The organism is Methylobacterium fujisawaense (assembly GCF_014138435.1).
GTDB lineage: Bacteria > Pseudomonadota > Alphaproteobacteria > Rhizobiales > Beijerinckiaceae > Methylobacterium > Methylobacterium fujisawaense.
The window spans coordinates 14,710-39,133 of the sequence record NZ_JACJIM010000004.1; the positions used below are offsets into that span (position 1 = coordinate 14,710).

At 70.9% G+C, this 24,424-nt stretch carries 12 protein-coding genes; 8 read left to right on the plus strand and 4 right to left on the minus strand.

From position 1 onward, the window contains the following. The first annotated feature begins 101 nt into the window (after nt 1-101). From GGQ91_RS12785 to GGQ91_RS12810, 6 genes are all read left to right on the plus strand, one after another. A complete protein-coding gene (locus tag GGQ91_RS12785) occupies nt 102-2,978 on the plus strand; it encodes an EAL domain-containing protein (protein WP_236952982.1) in 2,877 nt (958 codons plus the stop codon). A 208-nt stretch (nt 2,979-3,186) separates the two neighbouring features. After that, nucleotides 3,187-3,438 (plus strand): globin family protein, encoded by a 252-nt coding sequence (locus GGQ91_RS28130; RefSeq protein ID WP_246410690.1) that lies wholly within the window; start codon nt 3,187-3,189, stop codon nt 3,436-3,438. Nucleotides 3,439-3,546: 108 nt separating this feature from the next. Then, the gene (locus GGQ91_RS12795; protein ID WP_043352571.1) at nt 3,547-3,915 is read left to right on the plus strand and encodes a hypothetical protein; all 369 of its coding nucleotides are present in this window, start codon (nt 3,547-3,549) and stop codon (nt 3,913-3,915) included. A 29-nt stretch (nt 3,916-3,944) separates the two neighbouring features. Next, on the plus strand, nt 3,945-4,880 hold the full coding sequence (locus tag GGQ91_RS12800) for a ferredoxin reductase domain-containing protein (RefSeq protein WP_085987674.1): 936 nt from the start codon (nt 3,945-3,947) through the stop codon (nt 4,878-4,880). 88 nt (nt 4,881-4,968) lie between these two features. Further along, nucleotides 4,969-6,033 (plus strand): hypothetical protein, encoded by a 1,065-nt coding sequence (locus tag GGQ91_RS12805; RefSeq protein WP_182592154.1) that lies wholly within the window; start codon nt 4,969-4,971, stop codon nt 6,031-6,033. A 303-nt stretch (nt 6,034-6,336) separates the two neighbouring features. Continuing rightward, the gene (locus GGQ91_RS12810; protein ID WP_403091220.1) at nt 6,337-8,034 is read left to right on the plus strand and encodes a methyl-accepting chemotaxis protein; all 1,698 of its coding nucleotides are present in this window, start codon (nt 6,337-6,339) and stop codon (nt 8,032-8,034) included. Nucleotides 8,035-8,110: 76 nt separating this feature from the next. Here GGQ91_RS12810 and GGQ91_RS12815 read toward each other — a convergent pair whose 3' ends face one another. Then, entirely contained in the window at nt 8,111-10,651 is a 2,541-nt protein-coding gene (locus GGQ91_RS12815) for a glycogen/starch/alpha-glucan phosphorylase (RefSeq protein WP_043352566.1), read from the minus strand. A gap of 435 nt (nt 10,652-11,086) precedes the next feature. Here GGQ91_RS12815 and GGQ91_RS12820 point away from each other — a divergent pair, with 435 nt between their 5' ends. Both GGQ91_RS12820 and glgA read left to right on the plus strand, forming a co-directional pair. Continuing rightward, nucleotides 11,087-12,673 carry an alpha-amylase family glycosyl hydrolase gene (locus tag GGQ91_RS12820; RefSeq protein ID WP_043756748.1) on the plus strand — a complete coding sequence of 529 codons (1,587 nt, stop codon included), beginning with the start codon at nt 11,087-11,089 and terminating at the stop codon, nt 12,671-12,673. Between the two features lie 567 nt (nt 12,674-13,240). Further along, nucleotides 13,241-14,779, plus strand: a complete 1,539-nt coding sequence (gene glgA / locus GGQ91_RS12825) for a glycogen synthase GlgA (protein ID WP_182592155.1) — start codon at nt 13,241-13,243, stop codon at nt 14,777-14,779. 355 nt (nt 14,780-15,134) lie between these two features. On the opposite strand, the gene glgB is transcribed toward glgA, so the two are convergent. From glgB to GGQ91_RS12840, 3 genes are all read right to left on the minus strand, one after another. Continuing rightward, nucleotides 15,135-17,417, minus strand: coding sequence for a 1,4-alpha-glucan branching protein GlgB (gene glgB, locus GGQ91_RS12830; RefSeq protein ID WP_182592156.1), 2,283 nt, complete (start codon nt 17,415-17,417; stop codon nt 15,135-15,137). Continuing rightward, entirely contained in the window at nt 17,414-20,692 is a 3,279-nt protein-coding gene (gene treS / locus GGQ91_RS12835) for a maltose alpha-D-glucosyltransferase (RefSeq protein ID WP_182592157.1), read from the minus strand. The genes glgB and treS overlap by 4 nt, the downstream gene beginning before the upstream one ends. 149 nt (nt 20,693-20,841) lie before the next feature. Continuing rightward, nucleotides 20,842-24,222, minus strand: coding sequence for a maltotransferase domain-containing protein (locus GGQ91_RS12840; RefSeq protein WP_182592158.1), 3,381 nt, complete (start codon nt 24,220-24,222; stop codon nt 20,842-20,844). Nucleotides 24,223-24,424 lie beyond the last annotated feature (202 nt).

Below are 24,424 nucleotides of genomic sequence, written 5' to 3' on the forward strand. Positions count from 1 at the left end.
GGGGCGACCTTGCCCCAGGTGAGGCCCACCCCTATCGATCAAGGCCGCCCGGGCGGCTGACGCCGAACCTCGCACGGCCGGAAGTCAAGACACCCTTGCGCATCCTCGCCCTCCTCCTGTCCCTGGTCGGCGGTCTCGTCGGTGCCCTCGCGCTGGGGGGGCCGGCCCGGGCCGTGGAAGCGGTCCGCGTCACCCTCGACGCGCCGGTGATCGACCTGACCACCGCGATCGAGCGCTACCGCTCCGACGGCGACCTGATCCAGATCTCCACGGCGCCCGGCAAGGACGGCATCGTCCGCCGCATCGTCGTGAAGGCCCGCGACGCCGGCGCCCGGCCCGACTGGATCGTGTTCGCGCTCACCAACGACACCGACGAGCAGATCGACCGCATCCTCGTCGCCCCGCATTTCCGGCTGGTGGATTCCGGGGTGATCTGGCCCGATCTCGGCGGCTCGCGGATCGCCGCCATCACGGCGAGCCAGGGCATCCGCCCGGAGCGCGACGAGAACCCGGAAGCCGACCAGTTCACCATCACGCTGGATCCCGGCGCCACCGTCACCTACGTGGCCGAACTGCGCGGCTCCAACGTCCCCCAGCTCCGCCTCTGGGACCAGGACGCCTACCGCCGGAAGGCCGCAGGCCTGACCCTCTACAAGGGCATCATCATCGGGATCAGCGGCCTGCTGGCCCTGTTCCTGACCATCGTGTTCGTGGTCAAGGGCGCGATCATCTTCCCGGCCGCCGCCGCGCTCGCGTGGTCGGTGCTCGCCTATGCCTGCATCGATTTCGGCTTCCTGCAGCGGGTCTTCCCGGTCACCGAACTGGCCGAGCGGGTCTACCGGGCCTCCGCGGAGGCGGTGCTCGGGGCGACGCTGCTGGTCTTCCTGTTCGCCTATCTCAACCTCGCCCGCTGGCACGTGCGCTACAGCCATGTGGCGTTCTTCTGGCTCGCCTTCCTGGCCGGCCTGGTGGGGCTCGCGGTGTTCGACCCGCCGGTGGCGGCGGGCGTGGCCCGGATCTCCATCGCGGCGGTGGCCGGCATCGGCCTGCTGCTGATCGTCTACCTCGCCGCCCATAACGGCTACGACCGCGCCATCCTGCTGGTGCCGACCTGGCTGCTCCTCGTCGTCTGGGTGACGGCGGCGGGCTTCGCGGTCACCGGCCAGATCGGCAGCGACCTCGTGCAGCCGGCGCTGATCGGCGGCCTCGTGCTGATCGTGATGCTGATCGGCTTCACGGTGCTCCAGCACGCCTTCGCAGGGGGCGGGCTCAGCCACGCCCTCGTGTCCGACACGGAGCGGCGCGCGCTGGCGCTGACCGGCGCCGGCGACGTGGTGTTCGACTGGGACGTGCCCGCCGACCGGGTCTTCGTCGGCCCCGAGATCGAGGGCCAGCTCGGCCTCGCCCGGGGGACGCTGGAGGGACCGGCCACCAACTGGCTCGGCGCGCTCCACCCCTTCGACGTGGAGCGCTACTCGGCGGCCCTCGACACGGTGATCGAGGAGCGGCGTGGCCGCATCGTCCACGATTTCCGCCTGCGCTCGGAGGCCGGCGCGTTCTTCTGGTACCGGCTGAAGGCGCGGCCCGTGATCGGCGCCGACGGCGAGGTGATTCGGGTGGTCGGCACCATCGCGGACGTCACCGAGGTGAAGACCGCCGAGGAGCGCCTGCTCCACGACGCCGTGCACGACAGCCTCACCGGCCTGCCGAACCGCGAATTGTTCGGCGACCGGCTCGATGCGGCGCTCGCCTTCGCCGGCCAGGACCAGCGCCTCAAGCCCACCGTGATCGTGCTCGACGTCGACCGGTTCAAGGGCATCAACGACGCCATCGGCCTGTCGGCCGGCGATTCGATCCTGCTGACCCTGTCGCGCCGGCTCGGCCGGCTGCTGCGGCCGCAGGACACCCTGGCCCGGGTCGCGGGCGACGAGTTCGCGGTGATCCTCCTGTCGGAGCGCGACCCCGACCGGATCCTGGCCTTCGCCGAGATGATCCGCCGGGCGATCGCCACGCCGATCACCTACGCGGACCGGGAGATCTTTCTGACCGTCTCGATCGGGCTCGCCCTCTACGAGGCCGGCGCCAACCTGAAGCGCGACGAGGTGTTCAAGAGCGCCGAGATCGCCATGATCCAGGCCAAGCGCAACGGCGGCGACCGCATCGAGGTGTTCCGCGCCCATATGCGCACCGACCGCTCCGACCGGCTGATGCTGGAGAGCGACCTGCGCAAGGCGATCGAGCGCAACGAATTGCGGGTGCTGTTCCTGCCGGTGGTCCGCCTCGAGGACCGCACGGTGGCGGGGTTCGAGACCGTCCTGCGCTGGGACCATCCGAAGCTCGGCCGCATCCCGGCCTCGACCTTCATGCCGCTCGCCGAGGAGAGCGGCTTCGTGGTCAATCTCGGCATCTTCGCCCTGGAGCGCACCGCGCTGGAACTCGCCGCCTGGCAGCGCTCCCTGGAGGTCGAGCCGCCGATCTTCGCGGCTTGCAACCTGTCCTCGCGCCAGCTCCTGCGCCACGACCTCCTGCACGACGTGAAGACCGTGCTGGCCCGCTCCGGGGCGCTGCCCGGCTCGCTCAAGCTGGAATTCAGCGAGAGCCTCGTGATGGAGAATCCGGAATACGCCGCCCAGATGCTGGCCCGGATCCACGACCTCGGCGCCGGCCTGTGCCTGTCGGATTTCGGCACCGGCTACTCTGCGCTCTCCTATCTCCAGCGCTTCCCCTTCGACACGATCAAGGTCGACGCGACCTTCGTGCGCCAGATCGGCACCGGGCAGACCGCGATCCTGCGCTCCATCGTCCGCATGGCGAGCGAACTGAACCTCGCCATCGTGGCGGAGGGCTGCGAATCGGAAGCCGACGCCCAGGCGCTGGCCGGGCTCGGCTGCGAATACGCGCTGGGCCCCGCCTTCGGCGAGCCGATGACCATGCTGCAGGCCCGCCAGATCGTCGGCGCGGCGCCTGAGGCGGCCTGAGATCCCTCCTGCGGGGCCGACAGCTGTGCTGCCGGCCACCGACACCATCGCGGCCGGGGATGCGATGACTCCGGACCATGTCAGGCTCGTGCGGGACGGCTTTGCGAAGGTGCGGCCCATCGCCGGGACGGCCGACCTGTCCTGAGGCCGCCTGTTCGAGGTCGCCCCGCAGGTGCATCCCTGCTTCCCCGCGCACAGGACCGAGCAGATGCCGACGGCCATGCTCGGGCCGGCGGTGGCCAGCCCGAACCATCCGGAGACCGGGGCGCCGGCGCTCCAGGCTTCGGACGCAAGGCCCGTGGCCGACACGCAGGACGCCCCCTGCGCGCCGGTGGGCGCGCCCCTGCCGTGGCCCCTGGAACAGGGCCTCGGCGCGGACTTCACCCCGGAGGTCCGGGAGGCCCGGACGGAGACCCACGCGCTGGCCGCCCGCGCGATACTGCAGGCGGACGCGGCCTGAAGGCCGAAACGGCGAAAGCCGTCGATCGGCTTAAGCCACCCTTAACCATGTTCGACCAAGCTCCTGTGGATGGACGGGCCCTTCAGCGCCCGGGAAGGGGATGGTCGGATGGCCGAGGCGGCACGGCGTTACCAGCAGGCAGGGGGCTCCGACCTCGTGCGCCGCCTGATGGCCCGGCCGGTCCGGCTGGAGCAGCAGGCCCGGACCCGGATGCCGCTCCGCGATCCCCGCCATGCCGATCCATCCCCCGAGGCCTTCGACGATCCGTCGGATGCGCTGGACGAGGCCGACGAGATCGCCCGCCTCGAGACCGAGCTGCAGGTGATGAAGGCGGTGCTCCGGGCCCAGCGGCAGGAGGTCGAGTCGCTGCGGGCGCAGCGCCAGCTCCTCACCGACTCGGCCCCGACCGACGATGTCCGCGCGACCCGCGAGCGCTGGGCGGCCCTGGTCGACTCGCTCCTGATCCGCGCCCGCTGATCCGTCACAAGCGCATGCGGGGGAGAGCCATGGGGGCGCGCTGCTCGCTCGTCGTCAACGGTCGGTCGGTGCGTGTCTCGACCGGCGATACGCCGCTGGAGGCCGCGCTGGCCGAGGGCATGATCGCTCCGCTCCAGGCGCAGCCCGGCAACCTGCTCGCCGGCCAGGGCCTCGCTCAGGGCAGCGCCGCACCGTCCGGTCGCCGTCATCCGGCCCGCCGGGCCAGGGCCGAGGCCCTGCGCCCGGCCCTCCCCGGCGCCCCGATCCAGGGCCAGGAGGCGGCGGCGCCGCCGCCCGTGGCCGTCCGCAAGGGCACGGTCACGGAAATCCGCCGGCTCAGCCCCGGAATCCTCGAGGTCGTCGCGACCCTGACCCGGCGCCCCACCGGCGAGCCGGGCCACCAGGCGCTGGTGACCTTCGCGGGGCTGCCCACCCTGACGCTGTCCCCGACCCTGCGGGTCGACGGCACGACCGAGATCAACGACGTGGTGTTCCACGTCGCCCGCGACCCCGAGGGCGATCCCCTCGACGCGCTCCGCCTCGACCAGCCGGTGCGCCTCAAGGGGCCGGTCGGCCGGGGGCAGTACCGCCCCGGGGGCGGGCGCCTCGTGCTGGTGGCGGCCGGCGCCGGCTTCGGCGCGATCTGGGCGATCGCCCGGGCGGCCCGCTACGTCGAGCCCGCCCGCGAGATGGCCCTGGCCGTCGGCGCCCGCGACGCCCTGGACCTCTACATGCGCGAGAGCCTGGACTGGCTGCGCCGCACCGGCGTCGGCCGGATCGTGCTCTGCGCCGATCGCGGCCGCCAGCGGCCGCCGGACGTGCGCTCCGGCCCGCTCAGCGCCCACCTGCCGAGCCTGCGCGCCACCGACGTGGTCCACGTGGCGGGCGACGTCTCGACGGTCGGCGCCGTGCAGGTGCTCGCCGCCGCGGTGGGCGCCCGCTGCTACCCGATCGTGATCGACTGACCGCCGTCGCCTCGACGCGGCGGCGTCCGGCTGCTACCGGCGCCGGGCCGGCCGCACGGGGCCGATCCTGAGCCCGATCCGAGCCCCGATGGTCCGCGTCCTCTGCCTCGGCTACAGCGTCACGGAGCTGCCGGGCTATGTCGAGCGGGCCAACGCCCTGGCCGAGGCCGAGGGGCGTCCGGTCACCTTCCTCCGCAGCGGCTGGGGCGGCCATTCCCTGCCCTCCATCGCCGCCCTGATCGACGAGATCCTGGACGCGCTCCCCTGCGACGGCGTCCTCCTCGAGCTGTTCACCGGCAACGTCCGCTACTTCGACGGCGCGACGATGCGGGCCTATCTCGACGACATCCTCGCGGCGACCGCCCGGCGGGACCTGCCCGTCGCCTTCCTCAACCTCCACCAGGGCGGCGTCGACTACGCGGCCGAGCCCGTCGCCGGCCTGCTGGCGGAGTACCGCGCCCTCTACGGGATCCCCTATCTCGACATCGCCGCCCCGGTGGCGGCCGCGGGCGCGGGCGACATCACCTACCTCCTGACGGATGCGACCCACGTCACGCCGGTGGGCGCCGACCTCTACGGCACCCTGGTCTACAGCTTCCTGCGCGCGCCGCCCCCGGGCCGCGCCTATATCGACCGGTTCCGGGACCTGCCGGGCCGGTTCGAGGCCGTGCCGCTGCGCGCCCTCCCCGGCCTGACCTGCGGGTTCGCCCTGCGCCGCAACGGCATCCCGCTGGACTTCCTGGAGATTCCCGAGGGCACCCGCGTCACCGTCCCCCTCGGGCGGCCCCGCGACGTGATCGGTCTCCTCGTGACCTACGGCCCCCAGGCGGGCACGCTGACGGTCCAGGACCCGGCGAAGGGACGGGGGCACGATCTCGTCGCCTACGACGAGTTCTCCTACTACACGCGCTCGATGTTCCGCAGCGTCACCCTGCCGGCGGCGCGCGCGCTGACGATCGCGCAATCGGCGGAGCGGCCGGACATCGCCCTGCGCAAGGGGGCGCCGGATCCGGGCCCGCGGATCGGGCGCGTGTCGCATGTCGTCTGCCGGCGCAGGCTGAGCCTCGCCCAGCGCGCCGCGCGCCTGCTGCACCGGCTGCGGCGCGGCCTGCGCCGCCTCGGACCGCGGGTCGGCCTCGTCCGCGGGGCCTGAGATTCCGGCCCGGGCCGGGCGCGAAGGGGACGCCGGGCCTCACGGCGCCCGCCCGCGCCCGCCGGCGAGACCGCTCCATCCCCGACCCGGATCGGCCAGGCGCTCCCGGACGCACGCCCACACCGCTCGATTGTTTCAATGGCGCTGATGTATTTTTTCGATATTATCAGTATTTGCATATGAATAAATATTCGTTTCATTCTTCGATTGATCTGTCGTCGCCAGACGATCATGGCGGCGCGTGGATCTCTGCCGCGGTCTTATGCTAAGGGATATTTTGAAATCATGAGGGGATCGGACGATATGCGGTTTCTACGGAATGCAAGCCTGCATGTAAAAATGTCCGTGCCCATCGTGTTCATGGTGATCGTCACTGCGGGGGTCGTATTTTATTCGATTTCGGGTCTCAAATATATGGAGGAAAGAAACATATATCTGGTCGATTATTATTTCGCTAGGCTCGAGATATTCGCGAAAGTTCGCGAAAAATTCGTCGATGCCGCGCTCATGAATCGCAATTTGATCATCGGCCGCCCTGAAGGGGACCTCCCGCTCTTTCGCAGGCGCTACGACGAGGACGTCAAGGCCGTGGCCGACGGCATCGAGACGCTGGCCGAGGGCTCGCGGCGCGAGGAGATCGCGGCGATGCAGCGCCAGATCGGGGCGATCGCCCGGGACTATTTCGACCTGCTCGACCGCTCCAACTACCTCGCCCTCCGGAACGACCGGTCTGCGGCGATCCAGGTCGGCGTCGTCGCGAGCCGTGAGGTCCGGGCGCAGTTCGACAGGGCGGCCCAGGATTACGAGGCGCAGGCGACGGCCCGCCTCCGCGAGGCGAGGCGCGCGTCCCGGCAGGAGGCCGAGCAGGCGCGGACGGTCCTGATCGGCTCCGCCCTGGCGGGCCTGCTCGCCGCCATGAGCCTCTCCGCGGTGATCGTCGTCTTCGGCGCGACGCGGCCGCTGCAGCGCCTCGTCGCCGTCCTGCGGCGCATGGCGCAGGGTGACGTCGAGGCCGCGATCGTCGAGGCGCAGCGCGGCGACGAGATCGGGATGGTCGGGCGGGCGGTCGAGGCGATCAGGACCATGGTCGCCCGCAACGCCGCCGCGGAGGCCGAGCGCCGACGGCGGGCGGACGCCGAAGCCGCCGCCGTGCGCAAGGAGGCCACGATGGACCTCGCTCGGACCTTCGAGGAGGCGGTGGCCAGGATCGTCGAGCAGGTCTCGTCGGCCGCGGGAGAACTGGAGGGCACGGCCCACCAGATGACGACGACCGCCCAGGAGACGGCCAGCCAGTCCGGCGCGGTGGCGGCGGCGGCCGAGGCGGCGGCGGCCAACATCAACGCGGTGGCGGCCTCGACCGAGCGGCTCGGCAGCGCCATCCAGGCGATCGGCCATCAGGCGAGCGGCTCGTCCGACCTCGCGCAGCAGGCGGTCGGCGAGGCCGACCAGACCGCCGGCCTCGTGGCCGAACTGCAGCAGGCGGCCTCCGAGATCGGCGACGTGGTGCGGCTGATCGCGTCCGTCGCCGAGCAGACCAACCTGCTCGCGCTCAACGCGACCATCGAGGCGGCGCGCGCCGGCGATGCCGGGCGCGGCTTCGCGGTCGTGGCGGCCGAGGTGAAGGCCCTGGCCGAGAAGACCGCAAAAGCGACCGACGGGATCGCCGCCCAGATCGGCCGGATCCAGGGCGTGACCGGTTCCGCGGTCGGCGCGATCGGCGGGATCATCGACCGGATCCGCGAGATCAACGGCGTGGCGATCGCGATCGCGGCGGCCGTGGAGGAGCAGGGCGCGGCGACCCAGGAGATCGTGCGCAACATCGCCCACGCGACCCGGGGTGCCACGGCGGTGACCGGCACCATCGTCGGGGTGGCCGAGGCCTCGGAGCGCACGGGCGTGGCGGCCGATCACGTGCTCGCGGCCGCCACGGCCCTGTCACGCCAGTCGGAGCGGCTGTCGGCGGAGATGGACCGCTTCCTGGTCGGCGTTCGCGCCGCCTGAGGGCCGGAGCCTTCCGGAGCGGGCGGGCCCCGCGCCGACCCGCTTCCGCATGGGAGCGGGTCGGGCGGCCGACGGCTCAGCCCAGGCGGACCCGCCAGATCTCCTCGGCGTATTCGCGCATCGCCCGGTCGGAGGAGAACCACGCCATGCGGGCGGTGTTGCGGATCGCCTTCGCCCACCAGCCGCGCGGATCGCGCCATGCGGCGTCGATGGCGCGCTGTACCCGCCAGTAATCGTCGAAATCGGCGGTGAGCAGGTACTGGTCGCGCCGGCGCAGGTCGTCGGTGAGCGGCCGGAACCGGCCCGGCTCCTCCGGCGAGAACCGCCCCGCGGCGATCATGTCGAGGGCCGCCGCAAGCCGCGGCGAGGCCTGGATCGCCTTGGCCGCGTAGTCCGGCTCGGCCTGCCGGGCCTTCACCCCGTCGGCCTCCAGGCCGAAGATGAAGATGTTGTCCGCCCCGACATGGTCGCGGATCTCGATGTTGGCGCCGTCGAGGGTGCCCACCGTGAGCGCGCCGTTGAGGGCGAACTTCATGTTGCCGGTGCCCGAGGCCTCCAGCCCAGCGGTGGAGATCTGCTCCGACAGGTCGGCGGCCGGGATGATCGCCTCGGCGAGGCTCACCGAGTAGTTCGGCAGGAACACCACCTTCAGCCGGCCCGCGACCTCGGGATCGTCGTTGACCGCCTTGGCGACGTCGCAGGCGAGCTTGATGATCAGCTTGGCCTGGACGTAGCTCGGCGCCGCCTTGCCGGCGAAGATCTTCACCCGGGGCGTCCAGTCCCGGTGCGGCTCGGCCTTGATCGCCTGATAGAGCGCCACGGTCTCGAGGATGTTGAGAAGCTGGCGCTTGTACTCGTGGATGCGCTTGACCTGCACGTCGAACAGCGCGGCCGGATCGACGTCGATGCCGGTGCGCTCGGCGATGAGGTCGGCCAGGGCCTCCTTGCGCTCCCGGCGCACGGCGGCGTAGCGCGCCACGAAGACCGGGTCCTCGGCATGGGCCTCCAGGCCCCGCAGCAGCTCGGGATTGTCCAGCACGCCGGCGCCCACCGTCTCCACGGCGAGCCGGGTGAGGCCGGGATTGGCGTTGTGGAACCAGCGGCGGAAGGTGATGCCGTTGGTCTTGTTGACGATCTTGTCCGTGTCGAGGGCGTGCAGGTCGGAGAAGACCGTCGAGCGCATCAGGTCGGTGTGGAGCGCCGAGACGCCGTTGACCCGGCGCGCGCCGTGGAAGGCGAGATGCCCCATGCGCACCCGCCGCCCGTGCGACTCGTCGATCAGCGAGATCGAGGCGAGGTAGGCGGCGTTGTCGGAGGCGGTGTCCTGGCGGGCGTGCTTGGCCTGCTCCTCCAGATGCATCCAGTTGATCAGGTAGATGATCTGCATGTGGCGCGGCAGCAGCCGCTCCATCAGCTCCACCGGCCAGGTCTCCAGCGCCTCGGGCAGGAGGGTGTGGTTCGTGTAGTGCAGCGTGTGCGTGGTGACGTGCCACGCATCCTCCCAGGAGAGGCCGTGCGCGTCGATCAGGACGCGCATCAGCTCCGGCACCGCGATGGCCGGGTGCGTGTCGTTGAGCTGGATCGCGGCGTGGTCCGGCAGGGACCGGACGTCGCCGCGCTCGGCCACGTGGCGGGCCACGAGATCCTGGATCGAGGCCGCGGTGAAGAAGTATTCCTGGCGCAGGCGCAGCTCCTGGCCCTCGGCCGAGGAATCGCTCGGATAGAGCACCCGGGAGATCGCCTCGGCGCGCATCCGCGCCGCCACCGCGCCGACATGGTCGCCGCCGTTGAACCGGGCGAGGTCCACGGGCTCGCCGGCCTCGGCCTTCCACAGGCGCAGGGCGTTGACGTGGCGCCCGCGCCAGCCGACCACCGGCACGTCGTGGGCCACCGCCCGCACGGTCTCGGCCGGCTGCCAGTGCCGCCGGATCACCCCCTCCTCCGCGGAGGACATGGTCACGGTGCCGCCGAAGCCGATGGCATAGGTCGCCTCGGGCCGGGCGAATTCCCAGGGATTGCCCTCGGCGAGCCAGGTCTCCGGCGCCTCGCGCTGCCAGCCGTCCTCGAAGGACTGGCGGAACAGGCCGTGGTCGTAGCGGATCCCGTAGCCCATGGCCGGGATGCCGATGCTCGCCATGCTCTCCATGAAGCAGGCGGCCAGCCGCCCGAGGCCGCCATTGCCCAGAGCCGCGTCGGGCTCGGCCTCCTGCACGGCGTCGAGGTCGACCCCGAGTTCCCGCAGGGCGGCGCGGGTGGTCTCGGTCAGGCCCAGGTTGTTCATCGCGTCCGACATCAGCCGGCCGATGAGGAATTCCAGCGACAGATAGTAGACGCGCTTGTTCGGCACGCTGCGCTCGGCGGCCAGGGCGGCCGCCACGATCCGCTCGCGCAGGGCCAGGGCGGTCGCCGCGAACCAGTCGCGCGGGCGTGCGGTCTCGGGCGTGCGGCCCAGCGCGAAGGTGAGCTTGGCGCGGATCGACTCCCGCAGGTCGACCCCCGCGTCACCACTTGCGGACAGCACCGGGGCGGTCCAGGAGCCTGCGGCCGGAGCCTCGGGAGCGCGCTCGTCGCGCGCGACATCTTGTGGCACAGGCCGGGTCAGAACATCGTTCAACACGTGCGGGTCCCCCAAAGTCGTCGCCCCGGATTCTAGCGCCGGGGGTATCGTGGGCGGATTATCTCTTTTGATGGATTGCCGCCGCATGAACGGACGGACGATCCGTGCCCCGAAGCATCCGACGATGCGGTCGGCTTCCGGCGAAGTCGTGGCAGCGCCGCTCGATCGGAGCCCGCGGGTACGCTGAGAGACATATGGCGCGGCGGCGTGACATTCCAGGCACAGATCTGCGCGACGGCGCTGCGCGAAGGTCATGCACGCCGGCGATGCGGCTCACGGTCATGCCCGGGACGCGGTTCTCGACGGGCGCTCCGTGTCGGGCGCGCCGATCCGCGGCCGCCGGCGCCCGCCCGGCACGCGCCCGAAGCGCATCCGTCGCCGGTCGCCAGCACGCCGGTCAGCGGTTAAGCGTGGGCCGCCAACGGGAGGGGCAGCATGACCGACACTGTCTGGTGGAAGCGCGGGACCGTCTACCAGGTCTATCCCCGCTCCTTTCACGACACGAACGGCGACGGGGTCGGCGACCTGCCGGGCATCACGGCGCGGCTGGACTACCTCGCCTGGCTCGGGGTCGACGCCGTCTGGATCTCGCCCGTCTATCCCTCGCCCATGGCGGATTTCGGCTACGACGTAGCCGATTACTGCGGGATCGATCCGCTGTTCGGCACGCTGGCCGACTTCGATGCCCTCGTGGCGGAGGCCCATCGGCGCCGGCTGAAGGTGATCCTCGACTTCGTGCCGAACCATTCCTCGATCGCGCATCCGTGGTTCGCCGAGAGCCGGTCGTCGCGCACGAGCCCGAAGCGCGACTGGTACATCTGGCGCGATCCCGCCCCCGACGGCGGGCCGCCCAACAACTGGCTGTCGAATTTCGGCGGCCCGGCCTGGACGCGCGACGAGGCCACCGGCCAGTACTACTACCACGCCTTCCTGGCGGAGCAGCCGGACCTGAACTGGCGCAACCCCGCCGTGCGGGCGGCCATGCACGACGTGCTCCGCTTCTGGCTGGAGCGCGGGGTCGACGGGTTCCGGGTCGACGTGATCTGGCACCTGATGAAGGATGCGGGGTTCCGCGACAACCCGGCCAATCCCGACTACGCGCCGGGTTCCCCGGAGATCAACCGCTTCACCCAGGTCTACTCCGCCGACCGGCCCGAGATCTTCGACGTGATCGCTGGCATGCGGGCGGTGCTGCGCGACTACGGCGAGCGCGTCCTGATCGGGGAGATCTACCTGCCGGTGGAGCGGCTGGTCGCCTATTACGGCCCCGACCTCACCGGCGCCGACCTGCCGTTCAATTTCCAGCTGATCCAGACCCCGTGGCGGGCCGACGCGGTGGCCGAACTCGTGGCCGATTACGAGGCGGCCCTGCCCGAGGGCGGCTGGCCCAACTGGGTGCTGGGCAACCACGACCAGCCGCGCATCGCCGCCCGGGTCGGGCAGGCGCAGGCCCGCATCGCCGCGATGCTGCTGCTGACCCTGCGGGGCACGCCGACCCTCTATTACGGCGACGAGATCGGGCTCGGCCATGTTCCGATCCCGCCGGAGCGCGCCCGCGATCCCTGGGAGTACAACGAGCCCGGGCACGGCCGCGACCCGGCGCGCACCCCGATGCAGTGGGACGACAATCCCCAGGCCGGCTTCTCCACGGCCGAACCCTGGCTGCCGCTGGCGGAGGATTGGGCAGCCTGCAACGTCGAGAGCCAGCGCTCGGATCCGGGCTCGATGCTCACCCTGTACCGGCGGCTGCTCGCCCTGCGCCGCGACCAGGCGGCGCTCGCCGTGGGCGGCTACCGGGAGGTGCCGCTGGGGATCGCCGCGGTGTTCGCCTACGAGCGCTTCGCCGACGATGCCGTTCTGCGCGTGCTCCTGAACTTCGGCGCGGCGTCGCAGGATCTGCCGCTGCCCGAGGGCGACTGGACCGTGCTGCTCTCGACCCGTGCGGGGCGGGCGGGCGAGACGGTCGGCCTCACCCTGGCGCTCGGACCCGCCGAGGGGGTGATCCTGCGCCGCGGCGGGTGAGCCGGACCGGATCCGCCCATCCGGGCGCGGCGCCTCGGCGCGGGCGCCGGTCCAACGGCCCGGCGGCGCCTCATGGTCCGAGCCGGGGGCACGACATGGCTTGCGGCCGGAGCCTTTGGCTGCTGCGGCCCTCGACCGTCATCACGCGCGCGCGGCGGTGCGGTGCCTCAGGGCTGCGCGCCGTCGGCCGTCGGGCGCGGGGTGGATGGCCTCGCTCCGCTCGCAGAGACGGCAGGGCCGAAGCCCCCAGCCGGACACGGTCCAGGCGCGCAGAACGTGATTCGGGATAGGGCGGTGCCGCTGCGGCGCGGCCCTGTGCATCGACGTCGGGCCGATGCCGCCCCATCCCGGAAGCCGCCCGGCCTGCCGAAACTTGCCGCGCCGCCACGATTTCGTGCTGCGACGCCACATAGGTAAGTGAAGCTTAATTCTCACGGTGGCCTATTTTGTGCGTCGCAGCGGAACCGTCGCGACGGAGGAGTATTAGCCGTGGTTGAGATCGCGACAGCCGTGCCTGCCCGATCGTCTGCCAGACCGGGGCATTCCGCCCGGCCAGGATCAATGCTGATGCTCGATACGCGCTGTGGTGGTTCCTTCGCCGAGTGGTCGTCCGGCGAGGGGGACGGCGTCGTATCCGTACCGGTGCCGGCCCGTCCGGCCTCGCTGCGCCGCCGCATCCTGTACGCCACGCCCGAGATGGCCGACTTCGTGAAGACCGGCGGCCTCGGCGAGGTCTCGGCCGCCCTGCCCCGGGCGCTGGTGCCGCATTACGACATCCGCGTGCTGATCCCCGGCTACCGGCAGGTGCGGGCGGCGTTTCCCGAAATCCCGGTGGTGGCACGCCTTGAGGGCTTCGCGGGCGTTCCGCCGTGCGACCTCGGCCTGGTCGAGGCGGCCGACGGCCTGCGCATCTACGTCCTTCTGAGCCCCGACCTCTACGAGCGCGACGGCACGCCCTACGGCGACCAGCACGGCGATTTCGGCGACAACGACCTGCGCTTCGCCCGCCTCAGCCTCGCGGCGGCGGACCTCGCCGCCGGCGCCGATCCCGACTGGGCGGCCGACCTGCTGCACCTCAACGACTGGCAGGCGGCTCTGGCCCCGGCCTATCTCGCATGGCGCGGCCGGCGGGTGCCGAGCGTGCTGACGATCCACAACCTCGCCTATCAGGGCCTGTTTCCCCGGGACGCCCTGCCCCGGCTCGGCGTGCCGGATTCCGCCTTCCAGGTGGACGGCGCCGAGTTCTACGGGCAGCTGTCCTTCCTGAAGGCCGGGATCTTCTACGCCTCGCAGGTCACCACGGTGAGCGAGACCTACGCGCGGGAGATCCAGACCCCCGAGTTGGGCTGCGGCCTCGACGGGCTCTTGCGCACCCGTGCCGGCCAGGGCCGGCTCGCCGGCATCCTCAACGGCATCGACGAGACCTGGGATCCGAGCACCGATCCGCACCTCGCCACGCGGTTCGAGGTCGACGACTGGAAGGGCAAGCGCGCCAATGCCGAGGCGGTGCGCCGGCAATTCGGGCTGGCGGTCTCCCGCGGGCCGCTCTTCGCGATCGTGTCGCGCCTCGTGCACCAGAAGGGCATCGACCTGAGCCTCCAGGCGGCCGAGTCCATCGTGGCCGGGGGCGGCCAGCTCGTGGTGATCGGCCAGGGCGAGGGCCGGTTCGAGCAGGCCCTGCAGGGGCTCGCGAGGCGTCACCCGGACGCGGTCGGCGTGCATGTCGGCTTCGAGGAGGCGCAGGCCCGGCGGATGTTCGCGGGCAGCGACTTCCTGCTGATGCCCTCGCGCTTCGAGCCCTGTGGCCTCGCCCAGATGTACGCGCAGCGCTTCGGCTCCCTGCCGATCGTGCGGCGCACCGGGGGCCTGGCCGACACGGTCGAGGACGGGGTGACGGGCTTCACCTTCGCGGAGCCGTCAGCGTCGTCCTTCGGGGCGGCGGTGCGGCGGGCGCTGGAGGCCTTCGGCCAGAAGAAGCGCCTCAACGCCATGCGGCGCCGGGCGATGTCGGCCCGCTTCGGCTGGGATCAGGCCGCCGACAACTATGCCGGGCTCTACGGGCGGGCGATCGGCAACAGCGTCGGGCTGCGCTGGCGGATGGCGTAGGGATTTCTCCGCCGACCTTTTCCCGGGCGCATGCAGCGTCAGCGGAATGCGCCCCGGGAGCCAGCACAAGACGTCGCGAAGCGCCCGACTCGATCAACCTGTGCCGCTTGCGCGGCGCTTTGTGTGCTGGATCCCGGATCAGGTTCCGCTGGCGCTCCACCTGTCCGGGAAAGGGCGCGCATCATGCGGCCGGGGTGTTGCCGACCCCACGCAGTCAGCTCGGCCAAGCGGCTTCAAAGATCTGAGGCGCTGGCCTTCATGAAAGCCGGCGCCCCTTTCGTAAGCGTGCTCCCCTCTCCCAACCCGCTTCGCAGGCCACCCTCCCCCGCAGAGGGGGGAGGGAAGCGCTTCGCCCTCACCCCTCCAGCAGGAAGATCATCGTCGCCAGCGGCGGCAGGGTGAGCGACAGGCTCTGGCCCTGGCCGTGGCTCGCCTGATCGTCGGTGTGGCGGCCGCCCGCATTGCCCACGTTCGAGCCGCCATACACGCCGGCATCCGAGTTGAACGCCTCGCGGTAGAACCCCGCCTGCGGCACGCCGATCCGGTAGCCCTCGCGCGGCACCGGCGTGAAGTTCGACACCACGATCGCGATCTCGCCGGGCTTGGCGCCCTTGCGGGCCCAGGCGATGACGCTGTTGTCCTGATCGTCCGCCACCAGCCACTGGAAGCCCGTGTGCTCCACGTCGCGGCTGTAGAGGGCCGGCGTCGAGACGTAGAGGCGGTTGAGGTCCCGGACCACGTCCTTGACGCCCTTGTGCAGCGGGTCGTCGAGGTGGTGCCAGTCCAGGCTGGTGTCGTGGTTCCACTCCCGCTCCTGGCCGAACTCGCCGCCCATGAACAGCAGCTTCTTGCCGGGATGCCCCCACATGAAGCCGAAATAGGCCCGGAGATTCGCGAATTTCTGCCAGCGGTCGCCCGGCATTTTGTTGAGGAGCGAGCCCTTCCCGTGCACCACCTCGTCGTGGGACAGGGGTAGGATGAAATTCTCCGAGAAGGCGTAGAGCAGCCCGAAGGTCAGATTGTGGTGATGGTAGCGGCGGTGGATCGGGTTCTCCTGCATGAAATGCAGGGTGTCGTGCATCCAGCCCATGTTCCACTTGAAGCCGAAGCCCAGGCCCCCGGTATAGGTCGGGTGCGAGACTCCCGGCCAGGAGGTCGATTCCTCCGCCACCGTGATGGTGCCCGGCGCGTGGCTGTAGGTCGCCTCGTTGGTCTTGCGCAGGAAGTCGATGGCGTCGAGGTTCTCGTTGCCGCCGTAGCGGTTCGGGATCCACTCGCCCTGGCGGCGCGAGTAATCGAGGTAGAGCATCGACGCGACGGCATCCACGCGCAGGCCGTCGAGGTGGTAGTGCTCCAGCCAGAACCGGGCGTTGGCGGCGAGGAACGTCGCGACCTCGGTGCGCCCGAAATTGTAGATGTAGGTGCCCCAGTCCTGGTGGAAGCCCTGGCGGGGATCGGCGTGCTCGTAGAGGTGGGTGCCGTCGAACTGGCCGAGCCCGTGGGCGTCGAGGGGGAAGTGGCCCGGCACCCAGTCGAGCAGCACGCCGATCCCGGCCTCGTGGGCGGCGTCCACGAAGGCGGCGAAATCCTCCGGCGTGCCGAAGCGGCTCGTCGGGGCGAACAGCGAGACCGGCTGATAGCCCCAGGACCCGTCGAACGGGAACTCGGTGATCGGCAGCATCTCGATATGGGTGAAGCCCAGATCCTTGACGTAGGGGATCAGCCGTTCGGCGAGCTCCCGGTAGGTCAGGTAGCGGTTCCCCTCCTCGGGCACCCGCGCCCAGGAGCCGAGATGGACCTCGTAGACCGAGATCGCCGCGTGGCGCGGGTCCTTGGCGCCGCGGGTGCTCATCCAGCCCGAATCGCGCCAGTCGAACTCGCCCGACCCGTGGGTGACCGAGGCGGTCTCCGGCGGGTGCTGAGCCGCGAAGGCGACCGGGTCGGCCTTGAGCGGCACCAGGGCGCCGTCGGGGCCGCGGATCTCAAACTTGTAGCGCACGCCGGCCTTGAGGCCCGGCACGAACAGCTCCCAGATGCCGCCGTCCTGCCAGAGGCGCATCGGGTGGCGGCGCCCGTCCCAGTCATTGAAGTCGCCGACGACGCTGACCTTGCGGGCGTTCGGGGCCCAGACGGCGAAGCGGAAGCCGTCGATGCCGTCGAGCTGGCCCGACTGGGCGCCGAGCATCCGGTACACGAGGTTGGTGCCGACCTCGCGCAGCGTCGCCACGTCGTATTGCTCGATCGAGGAGCCGAAACCGTAGGGGTCGTAGCGGCGGCGCTTCGTGCCGTCCCAGGACTCGACCTCGATCTCGTAGAGCGGCCGGTGCTCGCCCTCGACCCGCGCGACCCAGAATCCGTCCGGATGGCGCTTCTCGAACGGCACGGTGCGGCCGTCCATCACCAGGGTGGCGGCCCGCGCCTCGGGGAGCACGGCGCGCACCTCCCAGGCCTTGGGCCCGACCCGGTGGGGGCCCAGCACCGAGAACGGGTCGCCGTGATTGGCCGCCATCAGGGCCGCGATCGCGTCCGGATGGACGCTCGGCGTCTGCGCGACGCCGGAGCCCGGGACATCCGCGTTCCGCGCCGTCCCCGCTTCCGGGGCGGCCCGTCGTGCGAAGGTCTCGTCGATCGCCGTCATTCCAATGCTCCGGGCTCGTGTCCGTCCGTGTCCAGAATGGTCAGAACCCCACGGGCGGGGATTTCGATCCAGTCCGGCCGGTTGTTGGCCTCGTAATCGACCTCGTACAGGGCCTTGGTCAGCAGGCAGAGGCGCAGCAGCCGCGCCCGGCTTGCCAGGTCGGTCACGGCGGCGCGCGAGCCCTCCACCGCGGACTCGTAGCCGGCGAGGAACGCCGCCTCGATCATGCCGCGCCACGCCGTGGCGGCGTCCCGCGCCCGCCCCTCGGAATCGGCGAACCGGGCGGTGATCTCCCGGATCACCGTCTCGGCGCCGTACGCGAAGGAGCGCATCAGCCCGGCGACGTCCCGCAGAGGCATCGACTTGGCCCGGCGCTCGTCGGCCGGACGCGAGGGCTCGCCCTCGAAGTCGACGATGATCAGGTCGTTCTCGGCGACCAACACCTGTCCCAGGTGGTAGTCACCGTGGATGCGGGTCTTGTGGGCGCCCCGGACCGGCTCGGCGGTGAGCGCGGCGATCAGGGCCTCGACCTCGCCCCGGCGCTGGCCGAGTTCCGCGCAGGCCGGCTTGCCGGCATCGAGCCCCCGGTCGGCCAGGCCCTTGAGCGCCCGGAAGGCACGCTCCGCCTGGTGGCGGGCGTCGCGCGCCAGCACCGCGAGATCGTCCCCGGTGAACGGCTCGGCCGCGAAGGCCGGATCGTCGGTCTCGATCGCCAGCGCCGCGTGCAGCTCGGCGGTGCGCCGCCCGAGCAGATCCGCCCAGGGCCGGTGGGCCTGGAACGCCTCCTCGGGGCTGGCGGCCTCGCTCTCGGGGGTGAGCACGACGGTCTCGAAGTCCCGGCGCAGGCCCTCCAGCATCAGGGTCCAGGCATCGCCCTGGTTCACGACGAATTTCTGAAGGATCGCGAGGGCCGTCCGGGTCCCGTCCTCGGCGACGTGCTCCAGCGTGCCGAGCAGGGCGGGGGTATTGGAGAAACCCGCCTGCTCGGTGAGGAAGCGCCCGACCTCGATCTCGGGATGCAGCCCCGGCTGCAGGCGGCGCAGCAGCTTGAGCATCATCTTCGAGCCGACGGCGATCGAGGTGTTGCTCTGCTCCGCCGACAGCCGGCGGATATCGGCCACGTCGACCGTGACCTCCGGGTCGAAGGCCGAGGTGACGGCGAAGACGAGGCGGCCGCTCTCCGTGGGGATCACACGGCCCTGGCGCATGTCGTCGATGAGGCAGGCGGCGAAGTCGTTGGAGCCGGCCGCGCCGTAGAGCAGCCCGGTCCGCGGGCCGCGGCGCACCCGCGCCACCGCGAAGGGCATCAGCGCCTCGTCCTCGCGGCCCTCCTCGACGCCGACCGGCATGAAGTACTCATGGCTCTCGCCGTTGGCGAGCTGCACCTGCAGCCGCGGCAGCAGGAAGCGCGCGCTCCCGTCGACGTCCTTCAGGGCGGCGCAGTCGACCACCTTCGTGGCCTTGATCCGCGAGCCCTTGGCGCCGAACCAGCGCCGGCTCGTCAGGAACGGCGGCACCACCGTGCGCTCGAAGGCGACGCGCTCGCGCCCGCTCATCAGGGTCTCGATCCCGCCGGTGAGCACCAGGGTGAACAGCTCCGGCGGCTCCTGCTGCGGGCCGACCACCCCGGAGCGCGCGGCGCTCAAGCTGAACCAGTAGAAACCGTAGGACGGCAGGGTCAGCAGGTAGGGCAGATCGCCGATCGGCGGGAACTCGGTGCCGCCGGTGAGCTCGATCGGCACCGCGGTGCGCAGTTCCGACAGGTCGAGCTGCACCGCCTGGGGCGCCCGCGACAGGTTCGCCACGCACAGGATCCGCTCGTCCTCGTGCTCGCGGATCCAGGCCAGGACCTTCCGGTTGCTGGGATAGAGGAACTGGATCGTGCCGCGCCCGAGGGCGACGCTGTTGTTGCGGATCGCGATCATGCGCCGCGTCCAGTTCAGCAGGCTCGTCTGCGCCTGGGTCTGCGCCTCGACGTTGATGGCGTCGAAGCCGTAGATCGGGTCCTGGATCGCCGGCAGGAACAACTTCTGGGGGTTCGCCCGGGAGAAGCCGCCGTTGCGGTCCGGGGACCATTGCATGGGCGTGCGCACGCCGTCGCGGTCGCCCAGATAGATGTTGTCGCCCATGCCGATCTCGTCGCCGTAGTAGAGCACCGGCGTGCCGGGCATCGACAGGACGAGGGACTTCATCAACTCGATCTTGCGCCGGTCGTTCTCGAGGAGCGGCGCGAGGCGGCGGCGGATGCCGAGATTGATCCGGGCGCGGCGCTCTGCGGCGTAGAACGACCAGAGGTAGTCACGCTCCTCGGCGGTGACCATTTCGAGCGTCAGCTCGTCGTGGTTGCGCAGGAAGATCGCCCATTGGCAGCCCTCGGGGATCTCCGGGGTCTGGCGCATGATGTCGGTGATCGGGTGCCGGTCCTCCCGGGCGATCGCCATGTACATCCGCGGCATCAGCGGGAAGTGGAACGCCATGTGGCATTCGTCGCCGTCGCCGAAATACTGGGCGGTCTCCTCCGGCCACTGGTTGGCCTCGGCCAGCAGCATCCGGTCGGGGTAGCTGGCATCGAGGGCGGCGCGGATCTTCTTGATGACGTCGTGGGTCTCGGCGAGGTTCTCGCAGTTCGTGCCGTCGCGCTCGATCAGGTAGGGGATCGCGTCGAGGCGCAGGCCGTCGACGCCCATGTCGAGCCAGTAGCGCATCACCTCGATGACGGCCTCGAGCACCGCCGGGTTGTCGAAGTTCAGGTCCGGCTGGTGGCTGTAGAACCGGTGCCAGAAATACTGCTTGGCCACCGGGTCCCAGGTCCAGTTGGACGCCTCGGTATCGAGGAAGATGATCCGCGTGTCCCGGTACGGCTCGTCGGTGTCCGACCAGACGTAGAAGTTGCGCTCCGGCGAGCCGGGGGGCGCCTCGCGGGCGGCCTGGAACCAGGGGTGCTGGTCGCTCGTGTGGTTGATCACGAGTTCGGTGATGACCCGCAGGCCCCGGGCGTGCGCCGCCTCCACGAAGGCCTTGAAGGCCTCCATGGTCCCGTAGGACGGGTTGATGTCCCGGTAATCGGCGATGTCGTAGCCGTCGTCGCGGAGCGGCGAGGGATAGAACGGCATCAGCCAGATCGCCGTGACGCCGAGATCGCGGACGTAGTCGAGGCGCTGGGTCAGGCCCTCGAAGTCGCCGATCCCGTCGTTGTTCGAGTCGAAGAACGACTTGACGTGGATCTGGTAGATGATGGCGTCACGGTACCATTGCGGGTCGCTGCGATCGATCATCGCGTCGCTGCCTCATCGGTCGAATCTGACGGGACCGGCGGTGGGAACCGGCCGGGAGCGGGCGGACGACCGCCGCGCGGGTGCAATGGTCGGCGACGGGAAGGCCCGCCGCCGGGGTCAGGTGCCACGGTCAGGTGCCACGGGTGGCCTCAGCCCGCAACCCGCCGCGGCGCCCGCAGGCGCCAGATGACGCAGGATCGCTCGGCCGGATCGAGGGCGATGCGGTGGGACTTGCCGCGCAACTCGAACGTGTAGCCCTGGAGCAGGTCCTCGACCTCGACGGCGCCGTCGTCGGGCAGGCCGAACAGCCAGAGCGGCACCTCGTAGGTGCATTCCTGGCGGTTCTTCGGGTCGAGGTTGACCATGGTGAAGATGCAGTTGTCGCGCTCCGGCGTCGCCTTGGCGTAGGCGATGATCTGGTCGTTGAAGGCCCCGGTGAAGACGACGTTGCGGAAATCCCAGAGGGCGGGGTTCTCGCGCCGGATCGTGTTCAGCTTGACGATGTGCTCGCGGATGTTGCCCGGCCGGTCGTAGTCCCAGGCCTTCAGCTCGTACTTTTCCGAGTTCAGGTACTCCTCCTTGCCCGGATACGGCGCGGCTTCGCACAGCTCGAAGCCGTTGTAGATGCCGTAGACCGACGACAGGGTCGCGGCCAGGGTTCCGCGGATGACGAAGCCGGCGCGTCCGCTGGTCTGAAGGAAGTAGGGATTGATGTCGGGCGTATTCGCAAAGAAATTCGGGCGGTAGTACTCGCCCATCTCGCCGGCCAGCTCCAGGGCGTAGTCGGTCAGCTCCTGCTTGGTGTTGCGCCACGTGAAGTAGGTGTAGCTCTGCTGGTAGCCGGCCTTGGCGAGCTTCTTCATCATCTTCGGCCGGGTGAAGGCCTCGGCGAGGAAGATCGCGTCCGGATAGCGCCCGTTGACCTCGCCGATCACCCATTCCCAGAACGGGATCGGCTTGGTGTGGGGGTTGTCGACCCGGAAGATGCGCACGCCCCGGGCGCACCAGCCGAGCAGGATGTCGCGCAGCTCGATCCACAGCCCGGGCAGGGCGCCGCCGTAGAAGTGGACGTTCGAGATGTCCTCGTACTTCTTCGGGGGGTTCTCGGCGAATTTTAGCGTGCCGTCGGGGCGCCACTCGAACCATTCCGGATGGTTCTTGATCCAGGGATGGTCGGGCGAGCACTGGATCGCGAAGTCGAGGGCGATCTCCATCCCGTAGGCGTGGCTCGCCGCGACCAGACGCTCGAAATCCTGAAGGGTGCCGAGGTCGGGATGCACAGCCTCGTGGCCGCCCTCCGCCGCGCCCACCGCGTAGACCGAGCCGACATCGCCGGGCTCGGCCGTGAGGGTGTTGTTCTTCCCCTTGCGGTTGGTCCGGCCCACGGGGTGGATCGGCGTGAAGTAGAGGACGTCGAAGCCGAGCTCGCGGATCTCGGGCAGGCGCCGGATGACGTCGTCGAAGGTGCCGTGGCGGTTCACGTCCATCGACTGGGAGCGCGGGAAGATCTCGTACCAGGCGGAGAACCGGGCCGCGAGGCGGTCGGCGATCACCGGCAGGGTCACGGGATAGCGGGTCAGGTTCACCCGCTCGGCGTTGCGGCGCACGAGGCTCGACGCGTCGGGCTGGAGGATCCGGTCGAGCTGGGCGGCCGAGCCGGTCTCCTCGGCGGCGAGCGCGGCGACGAGCGCGGCGAGCCGGTCGGCGTCGCGGCCGCCCCGGGTCCGGGCCAGCGAGGCGGCGGTCCCGACCAGGGCCACGCCCTCGATCGTCTCCAGGCGGACATCGACGCCGGCGCCGCGCTTCTTCAGGGTGTCGCGCACCCAGGACGAGAAGGCGTCGCGCCACGCGATCAGGGTGAACTCGTAGCGGGCGTTGCGCTCCAGGGGGAAGTGCCCGGCCCAGCGGTCGTTGTCGACGAAGACCATCGGGTCCTCGCGCCACGCGTCGCTGCCGGCGACCCGCGACAGGATCGCGGCGTCGATGATCTCGTGGCCGTCGGAGAAGATGTCGGCCTCGACCCGCAGGGACTCGCCGACGATCCGCTTCACCGGCGAGCGGCCGCCGTCGAGCTCAGGGCTGACCGCCTCGATCACCACCCGCCCCTCCCCGTCCGGGGTGCCGCGCTCGGGGAGCCGGGCGACCTCCTGGGCGCTGGCCGCCAGGATGCGCAGCTCGCCCGGCATCAGGTCGATGGCGCTGCCGGGATGGAACGCGATCGGCTCGGCGTCGGGCGTCCGGTCGACGAAGGTGCCGAGCATGCCGCCGGTGCGGGCGATGAGCGACCCAGCCTCGACCGGCACCGGCTTGTCGGTCGGGTTGTAGAGCACGATCAGCCCGTGCCGGGCCGAGGCCGGGTGGCCGGTGTCGAAGCGGGCGAGCGCCACGCAGTCGCTGTCGGGGGACGAGATCCGGATCTGCGCGCCCTCGACATTGGCGGCGGGCAGCTCCGCCCGCAGGGCGTTGACCGCCCGGATGAAGCCGGAGATGTCGATGCCGGTCTCGTGCTCGCGGTCGCCCGGGGTGGTCTCGACCACGTGCAGCGCCCGGCGGTAGCCCCATTCGTAGCCGATGGGCATCAGCACGCCGGCCGAGAAGAAGGCGGCCAGCGCGTAGCGGGTGCGCAGATGGGCCGCCACCGCCTCAGGGCTGCCGCCGATCCCGGCGGCGAGCCGCGTCATGTCGTGGTTCTCCGGGAAGGCGATGGAGGGCGCCAGCACCCGCAGGCGCTCGTACTGCTCCAGGGCCCAGGGCTTCTTCAGGTCCCACCACGCGAAGGAGTTGAACAGGTAGTCGAAGCCGGCGCCCGCCGTGGCCCGGGCCTCCTCGAAGGTGCAGCCCAGGGTCTCGGCGGCGAAGAGACAGGCGGGATCGCGCCCCTTGGCCTCCCCGATCAGGACGCGCCAGGTTTCCGGCGGCACCTTGTAGGCCGCATCACAGCGGAAGCCCGCCACGCCGAGGTCCTGGAGCCGGGCCACGTAGGCGCCCCAGATCCGGGTCAGCTCATCCCGGGCAGCCGGCGTGTGGTAGTCGAGTTCGGCCAGGTCGCCCCAGACGGTGCGGATCGACGGATCGTCCGGATCCACCGCCGCCGGGTGCATGATCGAGCCGTCGGGCTCCTTCATGAACAGGTCGGGCCGCTCCGTGGCGAGGCGGGCGTTGTCGGCGGTGTGGTTGATCACGAGGTCGGTCATCACCGACAGGCCGAGGGCCTGCGCGGCCGCGCAGAAGCGCTGGATCTGCGCGTCGTCCGGCGTGCCGTCCGGGTCGCGGAACCGCTCGTCGAGCCGCTCGGGATCGGCCACCGCGTAGAGGCTCCGGGAGCCGCCGGTCTGGTGGAACGGGTTCAGGTAGATCCAGTCGAAGCCGAGCGCGGCGATCCGCGGCAGCTCGGCGGTCCAGTCCGCGACGCGCCCGACCAGGAGCGGGAACAGGTTGTAGATCCGCGGCCCCTCGGCCCGGGGCGCCAGCGCGGCCGGCAGGACGGCCTCGGCTCCGGTCGTCGCAGCGGCTTTGGTCGGTGCGTTCATGCTGGCTTCTGGCTCCCGTTCCTGTGTCGTAACGCCCGAACCGCCCGGGCGTGCCTTCGCGTGGGACGGCGGGGATTGTCAGGTCCGCGCCGTCCGCCTCTCAGCAGATTCGCATGACAGGACCGCGAGGGACCTGCCGACATGGTCTTCGTGGCAGGGACGGACCCGCGCACGCTCCCTCCCGCCGCTGCGGGGAAGGGTG